The organism is bacterium (assembly GCA_035945995.1).
Lineage (GTDB): Bacteria > Sysuimicrobiota > Sysuimicrobiia > Sysuimicrobiales > Segetimicrobiaceae > DASSJF01.
The window spans coordinates 25,874-40,554 of sequence record DASYZR010000049.1; the positions used below are offsets into that span (position 1 = coordinate 25,874).

Consider the following 14,681-nt stretch of genomic DNA (forward strand, 5'->3'; position numbering starts at 1 on the left):
CGCGGTCCTTCCTCCGCCCGGCGCCGGTCGCGATCGGGCGCATCTCCGATCCTGCAGGGCCGGTGTTGAAGCGACCCGTATTTGGGAAAGACGTCGTGGGTCGCACCGCGGGTCGCTTACGACCGTCGGCTCGCCGGGGCGGTCAATCGAGGCGGCAGAGGAGGCAGCAGCGTGGGCGTCGAGGAGATTCAGGTGATGCGGGCACGCGTGGCACGGGCGGAACGGCGGCTTCGCATCATGTCGCTGGGCTGGCTCGCGGCCGCCGTCGTGGCGGCCGTCCTGTGGACCGGCGCACCGCGGGCGCAATCCCAGACGGCCGTCCTGTCGGCGCGCCGGATCGCGGTGGTCGATCAGAAGGGGAAGGACCGGATCAGCCTGGCACTCGACTCCAGCAACAATCCGGCGATCTGGCTGCGGGACGACGCCGGCAAGGACCGTCTGTTCATCGGATTTGGGAAGTTGGCCGCCCGTCCGTTGATCGAGCTGAGCGACGAAACCGGCCGGGTGCGCGTCACCATGGGCCTGAGCCCGGACCGCGACACCCCGCAGGTGGTGCTCCTCGACGAGAACGGCAGGCAGCGCGGATTCCTCGGATTTTCCGCGAGCGGCACGGCCACCCCGGAGTTCGACCTGGCGGACGAACACGCGATGGACCGTATCACGTTTGGGTGGAGCCCGGCGGACAAGCCGGTGCTGATGGTGCGCGACCCGTCCGGCAAGACGATATGGTCGGCGCCGTAGGGGAGCGGCCGCCGTGCAGAGCGAGGTGCAGGCGTTGCGGCGCGAGCTCGCCCGGTTCGAGCGCCGCGCGCACGCGGTGTCGCTGGCCGGGCTCGCCGCCGTGATGATGGCCGTGGTGCTCGGGATCGGCGCACGGCAGGCTCAGTCTCAGTCCGCGTCGCTGTCGGCGCGCGGGGTCGTCCTCGTGGATGCGTCCGGCCGGCCGCGCATTGTCCTCGGGACCGATGCGAACAACCGGCCGGGCATCCGCCTGCTCGACGAGGCCGGGAAGGACCGGCTCGTCTTCGGCCTCGACGCGGGGCGCGGGTTCCCGCAGGTCTTCCTCGCCGACGAAGGCGGCCGCCGCCGGTTCGGCGCCGAGGTGAGCTTCGAGCGCGGCGGCGCAGAGATCGTCCTGTTCGATGCCGCGGGGACGTCGCGGGCGGACTTCGGCTTCGACCACCAGTTGGGGACGCCGCGATTCGCGCTCGGCGACGAGCACGGCAGGGACCGTATCTACGCGGGATGGACGAGGGACGGTACGACGCTCAATGTCTTCGACGACTCGGGCGCCGTCATCTGGAGGGTCGCTGCGCCCTGAAGCCGCCGGTCTTCGGATGGGCGTCGTGGTGGGGACCGGGCGTTCCGGTCCCCGATCACTTCCCCGGGACTCCCCGCGTCGATTCGGTCGCGGACTCCAGCGGCACGCGGCGGAACACGAGCCACAGGGCCAGGTCGTATGCCGCTTTGATGCCGCCGGCGAGGAAAAACGGCAGCCCGCTCGCGGCGGTCGCAAGCGCCGCGCCGGAGAGAATCGGGGCCAGACTCGTCGCGGCGGGCCGGATCGCGTTCGTGAGTCCCGCCGCCGCGGCGCGCTCCCCGGGCGTGACGATGGCCATCGTGTACGCCTGGCGCGTGGGGACGTCCATGCTGGCGAGCGCCTGTCGCGCGAGCAGGACCGTCGCGGCCAACGGCCACGTCGGCATCAACGGGACGAATGCCAGGAGGATGTTGGACGGCAGATGCGTGAAGACGGCCGTGTTGAGCAACCCCAGCCGGCCGGCGAGCCAGGCCGCGGGCAGGTAAGAGACCGCGGCGAGCAGGTTCGCGCCGAAGAAGAGCATGCCGAGGCTCTTCAGATCGACGCCGAACCGCTCGTGAAACCACAGGGCGACAAGGCTCTGCACGACGAGACCGCCGGCCAGCGCATCGGCGGCGAAGAGCCCCGTGAGCCCAAGGACGATCCGGCGCGACCGCCGCAACCCGCGGCCGGCGTCACGGTGCGCGGCACCGGGCGGCGCTTCGACGGCGCGCGACAGTGTCGTGTACAGGATGGCCAGCGCGGCGCCGCACCCGGCGAATGCCCAGGCGGCCGCGCGCTGCGCCGCGAGCGGCGGCCACCCCCCCGCCTCGAGAGCGGCCGGCACGAGTCCCGCGGCCAGCGCGCCGAACGCGGCGGCCAGCGTTCCGGCCAGATTGTACCAGGCGTAGGACAGCACCCGCGGCGCGCCGGTGGAGCGCGACAGGATCGCCTGCTCGATCGGCTGAAACGGCCCGACCTCCTGCCCCGTCGGGCTTAACCCTCCGAGCGCGGCGAGCGCCAGGATGACGCCGAACGAGGTCTGCGTTGCCAAACCGACGCCGGTCACGGCCATGGCGGCCGCGGCGGCCATGAGCATCCGGCGCCGTCCCCAGCGGTCGACGAGGAATGACATCGCCGTTGACGTCACCGCGCTGCCGGCGAGCGCGACCGTGAAGAGCAGGCCGATCGCGACGGACGAGTAGCCGATCGCCGAGAGGTACAGCGCGAGCCCTACGGAGAGAAACCCGAACCCAAACATCCGCACGCCGCGCGCGGAAATGAGCGCCGTCCAGTCGTGCCCCGCCATCTCGACGGTCATCCGCGCCTCCGCTGGCGGGACCGGCCCGGCGTGGGCCCGAGCGATGCGTACAAGCCTTCGAACAGCGCGACGCCGTGGGCTTCGCGCTCGGTATCCGCGAGACCGCCCCATCCGCGCAAGATGGCGTCGACCCCGGCGATCTCGGGCCGCGCGTACCGTCCGTCGCGCAGGTCGATTTCGTGGACGATCTCCCCGATCGCGCGGACGCCCGCGTCGTCCAAGTCGAAGGTGCGCGTCATCGTTTCGAACGTGCACCGGTTGCCGTGGTGTCCGAACCTTGCGCCCGGCATATCGAACGCGATCTCGTCCGGCTCCGGGGTCGCCGCGTACCGGACGATGGCGCGCGGGTTGACGAAGCGTCGAATCAGCCACACGCACGCGAGCCGATCGACGTGCGGGCGCGGCCGGGTCACCCACCGCGCGGCGCGGTAGGCTGCGATCGCGGCCGGCTCGACGCGGCCGTCGGCGCGCGCCGGCGTGAGCGTGCGCTCGAGACGGTCGAGTTTCGCGGCCACGGCCGCCGCGTCCGCCGACTCGAAGAAGTCGATCCGCGCGAGATCCGTGTGCTCGCGCCGGAGTTTCGCCAGGGCCTCGCGGGCGTCCCCGGCGGCGCCCCTGTGTCGAAGGGATCGTTGGAGCTCCGCGACGCGGGCGTCGAGCGCTTCGTAGTCCGTGCGCCGGGCCTCCTGGAACAGCGTCACGAGCGCCGCGTCCGTCATCCCCTCGAATCGGTCGACGTGCATCAGCAGCGCCTCGCCCTTCGCGTCTTCGACCTCCTGGGCCAGCCACTGGAATGCCTCCATACAATCGGGCCGGCCGGGCAGCACATAGACGCCGCCCTTCGGCGACACGGCCCCGAGGGCGCGGAGCCGCCGCCAGACGGCCACCCGGGGACTCGACCGCGCTTTCGATGGAAGCGAGTAGGAGAAGACGAGCCAGGTCACCCCGGCGCCCCTCGCGGCGGTCGCTCGCATTCGTCCAACAACCGCTTCACCCGTGCAACGATCGCGTCCCGGGCGGCCGGGAATCCGTCGCTCACCGGCGGCACGTCATCCCACCTCTCGATTGCGCGACCGGGTGGAGCGGCGGGGCCGAGGTCGCACCCGAACGACACGATCCGCCAGGCGGATTTCAATTCCTCGCGGGTGACGCTTCGCGGACGGTGCTCTCCGACCTCAAGGCCGTCCCTGCGAAGACCCTCACGGACCTGGGACGGTATCTCGGGCTCCGGTTCGATCCCGGCCGCGCGCGCGAGGATATCGAGCCCGCGTTCCGCGGAGAGCCGGTTCAAATAGGCGCCGGCGATCACGCTCTTGGCGGCGCCGTGAAGACAGACGAAGACGACTGTTCGGCCGGCTGGCATGTCCTCCAACCCCCTTCGTGTCTCACTTGACAAAGACCCACGTTGGTTTGAGCAGCTCATACCCGATCAACCCGATAACCGCCGTGACCGCCACGAGGAGCAGGTTGCTCACCTTCCAGCGCACGAGCGCGACAAGGCTCACGATCGCGACGAGGGCGGTGAGCCAATCCCCGATCGCGATTCTCGCCAACAGCAGGCCGGCGCCCAGGATCGTGCCGATCGCCGCGGCGTAGGCGCCCTTCACGAAGCCCTGGATGTCGGGGTTCTCGCGGTGGCGGATCAGAATCGGGGCCACGATGAGGACGAGGAGGAACGACGGAAGGAAGATCCCGATGGTGGAGAGCACGGACCCCCAGAAGCCCGCCACCAGATAGCCGACGAACGTCGCCGTGATGACGACCGGTCCGGGGCTCAGCATGCCCATCGCGACCGCGACGAGGAACTGCGGTGCGTTAAGCCAGCCGGTCTGCTGGACCAATCCCTTCTCGAGGAAGGGCACGATCACGAGCCCGCTCCCGAACGTGAGGCTCCCGGCCTTCAAGAAGAAGATGAGCAACCGGCCAAGGGTCGGGGCCGCCGGAGCCGCGACGGCGCCGATCTTCGCGGGAACGCCGGCGAGCAGCGGAAGGCCGGCTGCCGCCGACCGCCGGCGGAGGAGCGTTCCGTAATACGCGATGCCGATCGCGCCCGCGACGATGAACAGGACCGCGACTTCGGCCTGCACCGCAACCGTGACGATGAAACACCCCGCGGCGATGACCCACTGCAGGCGATCCTCCATGCCCAGCCTGGCCAAGCGGTGGCACGAATACAAGATGAGCGCGATCACGGCCGGGCTTACCCCGTAGAAGATCCCTCTGACCGGCGAGAGATCGCCGAAGTGAACATAGAGAGCGCCGAGCGCGGCCACGAAGAGAAAGTTGGGGAGGATGAAGGCCCAGCCTCCCGCCCACGCGCCCCAGACTCCGCCTCGAATGTAGGAAATGAAGATGCCCACCTGGATGGCGAGCGGGCCGGGCAGAGACTGGCACACGGCGACGCCCTCGCGAAATTCTTCCCGCGTCAGCCACCGCCGCTCCCCGACGAGCTCTTTCTCCATCTGGCCGACGAGGGCCACGGGTCCGCCGAAGCCGATCGCGCCGAGGCGGAGATAATATAGGACGAGATCCCGAACCGGAACTCGGCGGCCCGTGTCGCTCCGACTCATTCGCGGCTCTCCTCGTACACGGCCGCCCGGCAGCTGCCGGGAAGGAACACGTAGAGCCGCTGCCGCGTGCGGTCGAAGGCGGTCGTATGCGCGCCCGCCTCCGTGGCGATTTCTTGGCCGATCGCCATCGCTCGGGTGTCGATGACGGCGAGGATGCCCGGTTGGCCGATCGCGACATACACGCAAGACCGGTCGGCGTTGTACCAAATCGCGTCCGGTTGCCCCGGGATCACGACGCCGGCAAGTTCCCGGCCGGTCTTGAGGTCGAGCGCCAGGACGTTGCCGCCGTCGCAGGCGACGAGCGCCCGGCCGTGTTCCACGTCGAGGTCGAGACCGTGAGGACCGGGCGAGGACACCGGCCACCGCTCCCGCGTTGCCGCCGTGTCCGCATCCAGGACGGCGATGCAGGCGGGTTCCCGGATGTTGACCAGGAATCGGTCCCCGTCCGAATCGTAGACGCACCAGCGGGGTCTGCCCGGTAATTCCCCGCCGGCGACGATCGACCCCGCGCCGGGATCGACGAGCCGGGCGCGAAAGTCCTGAACGTCGGCGACCAAGAGCCGGTGGCGGCGTGGGTCCCATGCCAGGCCGTTCGGGTTCGGTCCCACGACGATTTCAGCGGTCACGGCCCCCGAAGCCGCCATCACGACGAGCACCTTCCCCGCTCCTCGGGCCGCCGCGAAGACGAGCCGCTCCGTCTGCGCGCACAGCACGCCGCTCGCCGCCGGGCAGCCCGGAATCGTGCCACGATGGATCCCGCGCTCTCCGTCGATGATTTCGACGGTTCCCGTCGCCGTATGCGCGAGGAACACCAGCCCCGTCTCGAGATGCACGTCGCCGTGATCGAAGCCCCCCGACGGATGGGACGGCAGGGGGATCGCTCCGGCCGGGGTCAGCGCCACCGCGGGCTACCGTTCCTCCGCGACTTCCCGCCGGCACCACGCGTACAAGGCGTCGTACAGCGGCGTCTCGAGGCGGATCTTCTCGTGGTCGTCATCGCCGTGAATCAGCGCAAAGCCGTGCGCGATCGCCTTGAGGCCCGCCGCCTCGGGGACGATGGCGATGTCCGCGGCGACGTCCGCCCCATGGACGATCGTGGCCAGTTTGCGCAGGGCCGGATCGTCGAGATGGTACTTGACCATGATGGATTCGAAGCTGCACCGGCCGTCGACATGGCCGAGTTCGACGCCTTTGACGTCGTAGGGAATGGCCTTCTCCCGCTCGGCCGCGGCCAGCACCTCGTCCGCGGGCGCGTAGATGAAGACGGGATCCTTGTCGACGAATTTGCGAATGAGCCACGGACAGGCGACCCGGTCGACGTTCGCGTTCTTGCGCGTGATCCACTTCACGTCCGGCACCTCCGACTGCGCGGTGGCATGGCATTTTGAACTGTGTAATAACTATTGCAAATACTAGCAACATATGATGCCCACGTCAAGCCCCGGGCGTGTGTTCGACGGCCGGAACCGCGCGCGGGGGCCGATGCTATACTGTGCGGTGGAGGGATGGCAGAGCGGCCGATTGCGGCGGTCTTGAAAACCGCTAGGGGGCGACCCCTCGGGAGTTCGAATCTCCCTCCCTCCGCCAACCGCGACGCCCTCGAATCCGTCCGGCCCCGCCGATGCGGCCGCCCCGCGATACTTGACTGAGGCAACTATCTTTGTCACGATGGTCGTCACGGGCAATCGAACGGGGGCGCGGCTATGACCGAACTGCTCTATCTCAAGGATAGCTACCGGCGCGACGCCGACGCCGTCGTGCGCGCGACCGGCGACGGCGCGGTCGTGCTCGACCGCACGGTGCTCTACCCCGGTGGCGGCGGCCAGCCGGCGGACACCGGCACGCTGTGGTGGCCCGGCGGGGAGCGCCGGATCACCGAGATGCGGCGCGACGGCGGGACCGTGTGGCACGTGCTCGACGGCCCCCCGCCGCCGGAGGGCGCCGCCGTGCGCGCGGCGCTCGACTGGGACCGCCGGTATGCGATCATGCGCCACCACTCCGCGCTGCACGTCCTCGTCGGCGCGGTCTACCGCCTCTTCAACGCGCGTGTCACCGGCGGGGCGATCTACCCCGACCGCGCCCGGATGGATTTTTCGCTCGAAGACCTCGACAGGAGCCGCGTCGCGGAGATCGAGGGGGAGACCAACCGGGTCCTCGCGGAGGACCGGCCGATCACCGTGCGGTTCGTGACGCACGAGGAGTTCGCGCGCTCGGATCTCGTGCGGCTGGCCCGGGATCTGGTCCCGCGGGACGTCGAGCGCATCCGCGTCGTCGAGATCGACGGGTACGATGCCCAGGCCGACGGCGGCACGCACGTGGCCCGCACGGCCGAGATCGGCGTCCTCCGGATCGTCAAGACCGAGAACAAAGGCAGGGCCAATCGCCGGCTGGAGATTCAGTTGACGCCCCCGCCGGCCGCAGGCGGGTGAGCGCGATGGGATACTACGTGCTGCTCTACTATGTAATCGACAACTTCGTGACGCGCCGGGCTCCATACCGCGAAGAGCACCTCGGCCTCGTCCGCGCGGCGCGCGAGCGCGGCGAGTTGGTCCTGGCCGGGGCCCTCGGGGATCCGCCCGATCGGGCGCTGCTCGTCTTTCGCGCCTCGGATCCGGCGCCGGTCGAGGCCTTCGCCCGGAGCGATCCCTACGTCCGGGAGGGGTTGGTGCGGCGGTGGGAAGTCCAACCGTGGGCCGTCGTGGTGGGCGCCCCGTGATCGCGCGGGTGTGGACGGCGCGCACCACGCCGGCGCAGGCGCCGGCCTACGCCGATCACCTGCGGGCCCGCGTGCTGCCCCAGCTGCGCGCGCTCGACGGCTACGCCGGCGCGTGGCTGCTGCGCCGGGATGCCGGCGGCGGGAGCGAGCTCATCGTGGTGACGAGATGGCGGTCGACGCAGGCGGTGCACGCGTTTGCCGGCGCCGACGTCGACGCCGCGGTCGTCGAGCCCGAGGCCGCGGCGCTCTTGAGCCGGTACGACACCCGCGTCAGACACTACGAGATCGTCGTCGACGATGGGTGAGGGCACCTTGCGGGCCCGCGTCGCGGCGGTGCGGGCGTTCAACCGATTCTACACCCGCAGAATCGGCGTGCTCCGGCGGCGCTATCTCGGCGGTCCGTTTTCGCTCACGCAGGTACGGGTACTGTATGAAATCGCGCACCGGCGCGCGACGGCGGCGGCGCTGGTGCGGGATCTCGATCTCAATCCCGGTTACCTGAGCCGCCTTCTGAGCGGCTTCGAACGGCGCGGGTTGATCCGCCGTACGCCGTCGCCGGTCGACCGTCGGCAGAGTTTCCTCGCGCTGACGCGACGCGGGTCGGCGGCGTTCGATCCCCTGGACGCTCGGTCGGAAACCGAGACGGCCGCCATGCTGCGGGCGCTGGCGCCGGCCGGGCAGGTGCGGCTGGTGGCGGCGATGCGGGCGATCGAGGCGCTCCTGGACCGCGGCGGGCGGATCAGTCGGCCCGCCGCGAGAGCGCCGTCACCGCGCTCTGCGCGCTGAACAGCGCCGCCGCGCCGAGTGGGGCACACAGCAGAAACGGCGCGGCGATGCCGAGGAGGGCCGCGGCGCCGCCGACGAGCGGTCCGACGAAGAAGCCGAGATCGCCGGAGCTGTTGTACACGCCCATCGCCGTGGTATACCGGTCGCGCGCGGTGATGCGCGCGATCAGCGTCGTGAAGCTGACCGGCACGATGCCGCCGACGAAGCCGTACACGGCGCCGACGGCGAAGAACGCGGCCGGCGCGTGCAGCGCCGGTACCAGCAGGGTGCTCGCGGCGCGGCCGACGACCGCGGGCGCGATCAGCCGCTCGGGGCCGATCCGGTCGGCGAGCCGGCCGGTCGGGATCTGACAGAGCGCGTACGTGAGACCCTGCACGGCGAACACCTCGCCGATCACCAGCACGGACAGGCCCTGTTTCGCGGCGTACAGCGGTAGAAACGTCAGCCAGATCGCGGTGATCGCATAGTGCAGATGGTTCGCCAGGCACAGGCGAAAGAAGGCCGTATCCCGCAGCACTTCCCAGGCGCGCAGGCCCGCGGCCGCGGCGGCGGGGCGCCCGCGGTCGGTGATCGAAAACACCACCGGCAGGGCGGCCAGGCTTAGAACCGTTCCCAGGTAGAACGCGGCCCGGCCGCCGTACCGCGACGCGACAAGGCCCCCGAGCGCCGGTCCGACGAGAAATCCAACGGACGTCACAAGCCAGAACGTGGCGAACGTCCGTCCCCGCGTCTGCGCCGCGGCGTCTTCCGCAACGCCGGCCATGAGCGGCGTCCACATCGTCGCGCGCGCCGTGCCGATCGCCGCGAGCGCGAGAGCGATCGCCGCGGCCGCGCGCGCTTCGGCGGCCCACACCAGAGCGGCCGCGTGCAACAGAAGCCCGCCGATCAGCGTCTGCCGCCGTCCCAGGGCGGCGGCGATCCGGCCGACCTCGAGTTCGACGGCGCCCATCGCGAGGCTGAGCACGCTGACCAGCAGGCCGATCTCCGCCGCGGTGTAGCCGATGCGGGCGAGATGCAGCGGGAGGACCGGAATGACCACCTGCCACGAAATCCCGGTGAGAAATCCGGCCGCGCCGAAGAACGCGAGCCGGGTGGGGGCCGGCATGGCGCCGGAGGCGGCCGAAACGGCCGCGTCGGTATCTGGGGATGATCGCACTTCACACTGGTTGGACGCGGGACGGCCGACTCCTGGACCGGCGGAGGAGCGCCGCGGCGGCCGACCCAGGGCCTGGACGTTGACATATCAGTTATGTATGATGTGTGGGATGACTATTCCCGACGGGAAGGGGCCTATGCGCGGCCAAACGGTAGCGACGATCGCGCGGGCGCTCGCCGATCCGATCCGGTTCAAGATTCTGGAGCGCCTCTCCGACGGACCGGCGGCCGTCTCCGAGCTCGTGCTTCTGACGGGTGAGTCGCAGTCCAACGTGTCCAATCATCTGTCGGTGCTCCGCGCGCGCGGACTCGTCGGCGCGACACGACTGGGGCGCCAGCGCGTTTACGAGGCGTCCGATTCCTCCGTGGGGCAGTTGATCGAATCGCTGGTCGTCGTCGCCGGCCGCAGGTCCGCCGGGGTGGAGATCACGCCGTCGCTGGCAAGGGCGCGTACCTGCTACGATCACCTCGCCGGGCGTCTCGGCGTTGCCATTTTCGACGCCCTCGTCGCGCGCCGCGCGCTCGATCGGCCCGCCGTGCGTTATCGCGGTCCGATCGGACTGGGTCCGGCCGGCCCCGCGGTGCTCGGACGCCTCGGGATCGACTTGGACGAGGTGCGGCGCGAGCGCCGTCAGTTCGCGACCGCGTGCGGCGACTGGACCGAGCGAAGGCCGCACCTGGGCGGCGCGCTCGGGGCGGCTCTGTGGGCGAACGCGTTGGAGCGGGGGTGGGTTGTGCGAAGACCCGGCGGCCGGGTCGTCGTACTGACGGAACGTGGCCGTCGAGGCTTCGGCCGGCACCTCGGTATCCGTCTCGATCGAGACGCCCGGCGCCCAGGGTCCCCGCACACCGCGGATCGCCGCCAGCCACCGGACCGGCGGCGGTTTTGAACCACACCGTGTCCGCCCGGCTGTCCCCTCCGTCGGCGGCCCCCGCGGAGGCGCGACGCCACGGGACGGGGATCGTCCTCGTCACCGCGTCCGCGGTCGCCTACAGCACCGCCGGGTATTTCACCCGGCTCATTCACCTGGACCCGTGGACCATTCTGTTCTGGCGGGGCGTCTTTGCGGGCGTGTTTATCGGGGCCGTGATCGTTGCGCACCACCGCCGCGGTACGCCGGCGGCCGTGCGGGCGATCGGTGTCCCCGGGCTCATCGCCGCGTCGATGTCGACCATCGCGACGATTATGTTCATCAACGCCTTTCGCCGGACATCGGTCGCGGACGTGACGATCATCTTCGCGACGGCGCCGTTCATGACCGCGGCGCTCGGATGGTGCTGGATCCGGGAACGGGAATCGTGGCCCACGCTGCTGGCCAGCGCCGTCGCGTTTGCCGGCGCCGTGGTCATGGTGGGCGGGGCGGCCACCGCGGGCCGCCTGGCCGGGGATGTGCTTGCCATCGGGATGACATTCTGCATGTCAATCATGATGCTGATCATCCGGCGGTACCGGAAGACGCCGATGCTGCCCGCCGCGTGCCTCTCGGCGTTCTTGTGCTCGCTCGCGGTGCTGCCTTTCGCCCGGCCGGCAAGCCCCGGGGTCGTGGACATGGTGTTTCTCGTGCTGTTCGGGACCACGCAGTTTGGGCTCGGTCTGTTGCTCCTCACGCTCGGGGCGCGCCTGGTGTCGGCGACCGAGTCGGCGCTGATGAACGCCCTTGAAGGGCCGCTGGCGCCGTTGTGGGTGTGGCTCGCGTTCGCGGAAGTGCCTCCGCGGACGACCCTGATCGGCGGGTCGATCGTTCTGGCCGCGGTCTTCGGCCACATCGCCGCGAGTGCGCGATCCCGGCGCGTGCTAGAATAGAGGACGCGTGGGGACGTAGCTCAGTGGGAGAGCACCTGCTTTGCAAGCAGGGGGTCGCCGGTTCGAATCCGGTCGTCTCCACCAGCTGACGCGCGAAAATCGCTAGAACCCTTGCTATTTAAGGAGGAAGGACTCGAGAAAGCAGAGGGTTACCCCGCTAACGGCTTCGAAACCGCGTGTTGTTCGTTGATCGCACTGGGGCGGGGCCGCGCAGGTCGTCAATCCGTCACTTCGACTTCGACCGCCTGCAGCGTAAGGGGCTGCACTCTCACGATGACCGATTTCTCCACGAGGTCCGGCGGCCGAGCGACGATGCTCCCGCCGACAATGAATCGTGGGTTCTCGGATAAGGTGAACGACCGGCCGTCGCCGAGCATCAAAGTTCGGTCGGTCGCCGACTCGACGCGTCCCCTCTCTTCGCGTACCAACACCTCTCCTTGCCGGATCGTCCCCCGAGGGCGCGGTCCCCCGCCAATTTCGACAACGAGTCTCACCGCGTCGCCGGAGAAGATCTGCCGGAGCTGGATCGGCTCGACGCGACTTGTGTTGAGATCGCGACGAAAGAACGCGGTGTCGGGAGCGACGGTGAACGTGCGGGTTTGGTTCCCATACCATGTGATGACGATGTCCGGCAAGCGGGCGGCGAGGTCCACGCGCAGTACGGTTCCCTCCGCGGGCCCTTGCTTGGGCGGCACCGGCTCCGCGGCCGGCGGCGAGGACGGCGGGGCCGGTCCGGGCGTGATCGACACGATGTGGAGCCCGGGATCCCACGTGACCGCCGCCCCTAACGCCTCGCCGACGAACCGCAAAGGCACGTATACCCGCCCTGCGACGATGATTGGTGCCGCGTCCAAGGTGACGGGCGAATCATTGATGAACGCCTGGCGGCTGCCGGCCATGAGCCTGACCTGCGTGCTCCGGCCTGCCGCTACATTGCGAGAGACGATGACGGCATGTGTCGCCGGGTTTTCCCAAGCAAGCGTAGCGCCCAGTTGTTCAAATAGTCCTCGCACGGGCACAAACACGCGGCCGTCAATGATCAGAGGGGGACGCTCGAGTGTTATCTCGTGTCCGGTAATCACCACACGAAGCGCCGAATCCGCCGGAGCCGGGAGCGCCGCGCTCAAGACAATCGCAAGCGCGGGGAGCGAAGCCAAAAGGCTTCCTCTCACGTGTTTCGCACCTACGCCTCCCGGCCCCACACGTTTGCCCAAGCCGTCAGCCTATGGCGACGTCACCTGCCATTTATAGTTCGGCGCCAGCACCTGAAGGCTGTACTTGGGGGCGTTCGTAAAGCACCACCCGATCGCCCACGCATACGAGTTCGACGAGTTCGCGTACGTCCAGGCTCCTCCCATAAGTACCTGAATTTGATCCGCGGTTATCGGTGGGAGGGACGGACAAACATTCGCCTGCTGCATATCGTTTTCGTGGACCGACCAGCCGCCGGAGGTGTCCGGCAGTTGAGGTGTGCTGACCTCATACGCGAGATCCCACGCGTTGGTGTTGAAATTGTAGATCATCGCATCGTATGTGACGGACGTCGAGCCGTCTGGGATGGCGCTCTGGACGAGCTCCACCCAAAAGACATTGGCGCCGTTATAGTACGTCAGATAATTGCTGATGAATGTCGAATCCATCGGAATAGAAGTGCCTATACCCTGGGCGACGCAATGGTCCCATACCCAGACCGCCCGCAAGGTTTGGGTGTCGCCGGGATACCGTGTGTACGCCGTCGTCCATTCCAGGCACGAGTTGGCGTTCATGCCTGTCGGCGCGTAAAGAAAGGCCGGCGCTTGCACCGGACCGAGTTCAAGGTCCGGAGAGGCAGCGTGCGCCGCGTAATATCCTAGTGCTGTGCCCACCGTCGTATCGATACCGATATCGGTGCCCGCATTGCCGTCCCCCAGCGCCGGCCTAGGTGGTGTGCCGCGCTTGGGAAACCGGCGTTTCGGTCGACTTGCAAAATGCGGCCGCTTCACCGTCAGCCGGTGCGCGGTCTTTCGATATTGTGCCTGGTTCGTGACCGGCCGGGGTGGACTGGTAATGGCTCGCGCCGCGCGAGGCGCCCCCGCCACTTCGGAAACCGGGCTTACCGCTCCAAGCATTGTCAGACTCAGGGTGAGACTCAGGAGAGCCCTAATCGGCCATCTCGTCAACGCAATCACCGTCCCCTTTTGCCCCCTAAATTGTATTTTGCCCAGCGTGCACGGGCCGGCAAAACTCAACGGGGGTAGTGACCCGGCGCGGGGCCCACAAGTCTTCGTCCAGGGGGCAAGCCCACACGCCTTTGAGCACCACTGGTAACTTGGGTACGCAGCTCATGATAAGCTGGTTGGACGCCGGGCTGTTGACTCCTCGATGGTACGGGGGAGCGGACATCCACAACGCGAAGATCGGCAGACGTTAGCGAGCGGTCTGTTGCGGCGGAGGGCGACACATGCGGTTTGCGATCTCGATTTCCCAGCACGCTGCCGACGGCACGTTTCACCCAGCCGCTTTCCGCGCCTACCTGGCCGTGCCGAGGCGCTCGGGTTCGAGAGCATCTGGACGCTGGAGCAGGTGTTGGGCTCGGTACCCCACATGGGACCGATCGAGACGATGACCTACGCGGCGGCGTGCAACGAACGTCTGCGCCTGGGCTGCGCCGTGCGGGATCTCGAGTCCGTTCCCGTCTTCGGCCCGCCGCGGGCGTGCGTGGACGGGCTCCACGAGATGATCGAGGCGGGCGCGGAGATGATTCTGCTCAATCCGCTCTTCGACGAGGCGGAGCAGATGGAGCGCCTCGCCGCCGACGTGATGCCGCGCATGCTAGAATAAATTGCCAGGCGTGGGGACGTAGCTCAGTGGGAGAGCACCTGCTTTGCAAGCAGGGGGTCGCCGGTTCGAATCCGGTCGTCTCCACCAGCCCTTGAATGCCAAGGCTTTGCGGGCTCTAAGGCCCCCGGGAAACGGCCTGGAAAAGCAGGGGCCCATCCCGGGTCACAACCGAGACCGTTGCGAGGCGCGCACAAGTCCCTCATCCTCGC

Annotated in this window: 18 protein-coding genes and 3 tRNA genes; 12 read left to right on the forward strand and 9 right to left on the reverse strand. The window is 68.9% G+C overall.

Annotated features, from left to right (window positions below; genetic code table 11):
- The first annotated feature begins 171 nt into the window (after window positions 1-171).
- Complete coding sequence (locus tag VGZ23_04750; GenBank protein ID HEV2356907.1) at window positions 172-741, forward strand: hypothetical protein; 570 nt, start codon at window positions 172-174, stop codon at window positions 739-741.
- Window positions 742-754: 13 nt separating this feature from the next.
- A complete protein-coding gene (locus VGZ23_04755; protein HEV2356908.1) occupies window positions 755-1,321 on the forward strand; it encodes a hypothetical protein in 567 nt (188 codons plus the stop codon).
- 55 nt (window positions 1,322-1,376) lie between these two features.
- Here VGZ23_04755 and VGZ23_04760 read toward each other — a convergent pair whose 3' ends face one another.
- From VGZ23_04760 to VGZ23_04785, 6 genes are read right to left on the reverse strand one after another with little or no spacing between them, the layout of a single operon-like run.
- Window positions 1,377-2,621: an MFS transporter gene (locus tag VGZ23_04760; GenBank protein ID HEV2356909.1), complete on the reverse strand. Its 1,245-nt coding sequence runs from the start codon at window positions 2,619-2,621 to the stop codon at window positions 1,377-1,379.
- A complete protein-coding gene (locus VGZ23_04765; protein ID HEV2356910.1) occupies window positions 2,618-3,565 on the reverse strand; it encodes a chromate resistance protein ChrB domain-containing protein in 948 nt (315 codons plus the stop codon). The genes VGZ23_04760 and VGZ23_04765 overlap by 4 nt, the downstream gene beginning before the upstream one ends.
- A complete protein-coding gene (locus VGZ23_04770) occupies window positions 3,562-3,984 on the reverse strand; it encodes a hypothetical protein (GenBank protein HEV2356911.1) in 423 nt (140 codons plus the stop codon). Before VGZ23_04770 ends, VGZ23_04765 begins: the two co-directional genes overlap by 4 nt.
- 22 nt (window positions 3,985-4,006) lie before the next feature.
- Entirely contained in the window at window positions 4,007-5,191 is a 1,185-nt protein-coding gene (gene chrA / locus VGZ23_04775) for a chromate efflux transporter (protein ID HEV2356912.1), read from the reverse strand.
- Entirely contained in the window at window positions 5,188-6,093 is a 906-nt protein-coding gene (locus tag VGZ23_04780) for a YncE family protein (GenBank protein ID HEV2356913.1), read from the reverse strand. The genes chrA and VGZ23_04780 overlap by 4 nt, the downstream gene beginning before the upstream one ends.
- A 6-nt stretch (window positions 6,094-6,099) precedes the next feature.
- A complete protein-coding gene (locus VGZ23_04785; protein ID HEV2356914.1) occupies window positions 6,100-6,540 on the reverse strand; it encodes a chromate resistance protein ChrB domain-containing protein in 441 nt (146 codons plus the stop codon).
- Window positions 6,541-6,690: 150 nt separating this feature from the next.
- Between VGZ23_04785 and VGZ23_04790 the strand changes: the two genes are divergently transcribed.
- The 5 genes from VGZ23_04790 (at window position 6,691) to VGZ23_04810 (ending at window position 8,693) form a co-directional block, all read left to right on the forward strand.
- A tRNA-Ser gene (locus VGZ23_04790) sits at window positions 6,691-6,778 on the forward strand.
- Window positions 6,779-6,894: 116 nt separating this feature from the next.
- Window positions 6,895-7,620, forward strand: a complete 726-nt coding sequence (locus VGZ23_04795; protein ID HEV2356915.1) for an alanyl-tRNA editing protein — start codon at window positions 6,895-6,897, stop codon at window positions 7,618-7,620.
- Between the two features lie 5 nt (window positions 7,621-7,625).
- Complete coding sequence (locus VGZ23_04800; GenBank protein HEV2356916.1) at window positions 7,626-7,907, forward strand: YciI-like protein; 282 nt, start codon at window positions 7,626-7,628, stop codon at window positions 7,905-7,907.
- A complete protein-coding gene (locus VGZ23_04805) occupies window positions 7,904-8,212 on the forward strand; it encodes an antibiotic biosynthesis monooxygenase (protein ID HEV2356917.1) in 309 nt (102 codons plus the stop codon). The genes VGZ23_04800 and VGZ23_04805 overlap by 4 nt, the downstream gene beginning before the upstream one ends.
- Window positions 8,205-8,693, forward strand: a complete 489-nt coding sequence (locus tag VGZ23_04810) for a MarR family transcriptional regulator (protein HEV2356918.1) — start codon at window positions 8,205-8,207, stop codon at window positions 8,691-8,693. The genes VGZ23_04805 and VGZ23_04810 overlap by 8 nt, the downstream gene beginning before the upstream one ends.
- Here the strand turns inward: VGZ23_04810 and VGZ23_04815 are convergent.
- Window positions 8,647-9,798: an MFS transporter gene (locus VGZ23_04815; protein HEV2356919.1), complete on the reverse strand. Its 1,152-nt coding sequence runs from the start codon at window positions 9,796-9,798 to the stop codon at window positions 8,647-8,649. The genes VGZ23_04810 and VGZ23_04815 overlap by 47 nt on opposite strands.
- Window positions 9,799-9,985: 187 nt before the next feature.
- On the opposite strand from VGZ23_04815, the gene VGZ23_04820 reads away from it, so the two are divergent.
- The 3 genes from VGZ23_04820 (at window position 9,986) to VGZ23_04830 (ending at window position 11,736) form a co-directional block, all read left to right on the forward strand.
- Window positions 9,986-10,738, forward strand: a complete 753-nt coding sequence (locus tag VGZ23_04820) for a metalloregulator ArsR/SmtB family transcription factor (GenBank protein ID HEV2356920.1) — start codon at window positions 9,986-9,988, stop codon at window positions 10,736-10,738.
- Entirely contained in the window at window positions 10,735-11,652 is a 918-nt protein-coding gene (locus VGZ23_04825; protein ID HEV2356921.1) for a DMT family transporter, read from the forward strand. Before VGZ23_04820 ends, VGZ23_04825 begins: the two co-directional genes overlap by 4 nt.
- A 9-nt stretch (window positions 11,653-11,661) precedes the next feature.
- A tRNA-Ala gene (locus VGZ23_04830) sits at window positions 11,662-11,736 on the forward strand.
- A 134-nt stretch (window positions 11,737-11,870) separates the two neighbouring features.
- Here VGZ23_04830 and VGZ23_04835 read toward each other — a convergent pair.
- Entirely contained in the window at window positions 11,871-12,551 is a 681-nt protein-coding gene (locus VGZ23_04835; protein HEV2356922.1) for a copper amine oxidase N-terminal domain-containing protein, read from the reverse strand.
- A 324-nt stretch (window positions 12,552-12,875) separates the two neighbouring features.
- A complete protein-coding gene (locus VGZ23_04840; GenBank protein HEV2356923.1) occupies window positions 12,876-13,760 on the reverse strand; it encodes a hypothetical protein in 885 nt (294 codons plus the stop codon).
- 475 nt (window positions 13,761-14,235) lie between these two features.
- Between VGZ23_04840 and VGZ23_04845 the strand changes: the two genes are divergently transcribed.
- Both VGZ23_04845 and VGZ23_04850 read left to right on the forward strand, forming a co-directional pair.
- Window positions 14,236-14,472, forward strand: coding sequence for a hypothetical protein (locus tag VGZ23_04845; GenBank protein ID HEV2356924.1), 237 nt, complete (start codon window positions 14,236-14,238; stop codon window positions 14,470-14,472).
- Window positions 14,473-14,484: 12 nt separating this feature from the next.
- Window positions 14,485-14,559, forward strand: a tRNA-Ala gene (locus VGZ23_04850).
- The last annotated feature ends 122 nt before the right edge of the window (window positions 14,560-14,681 follow it).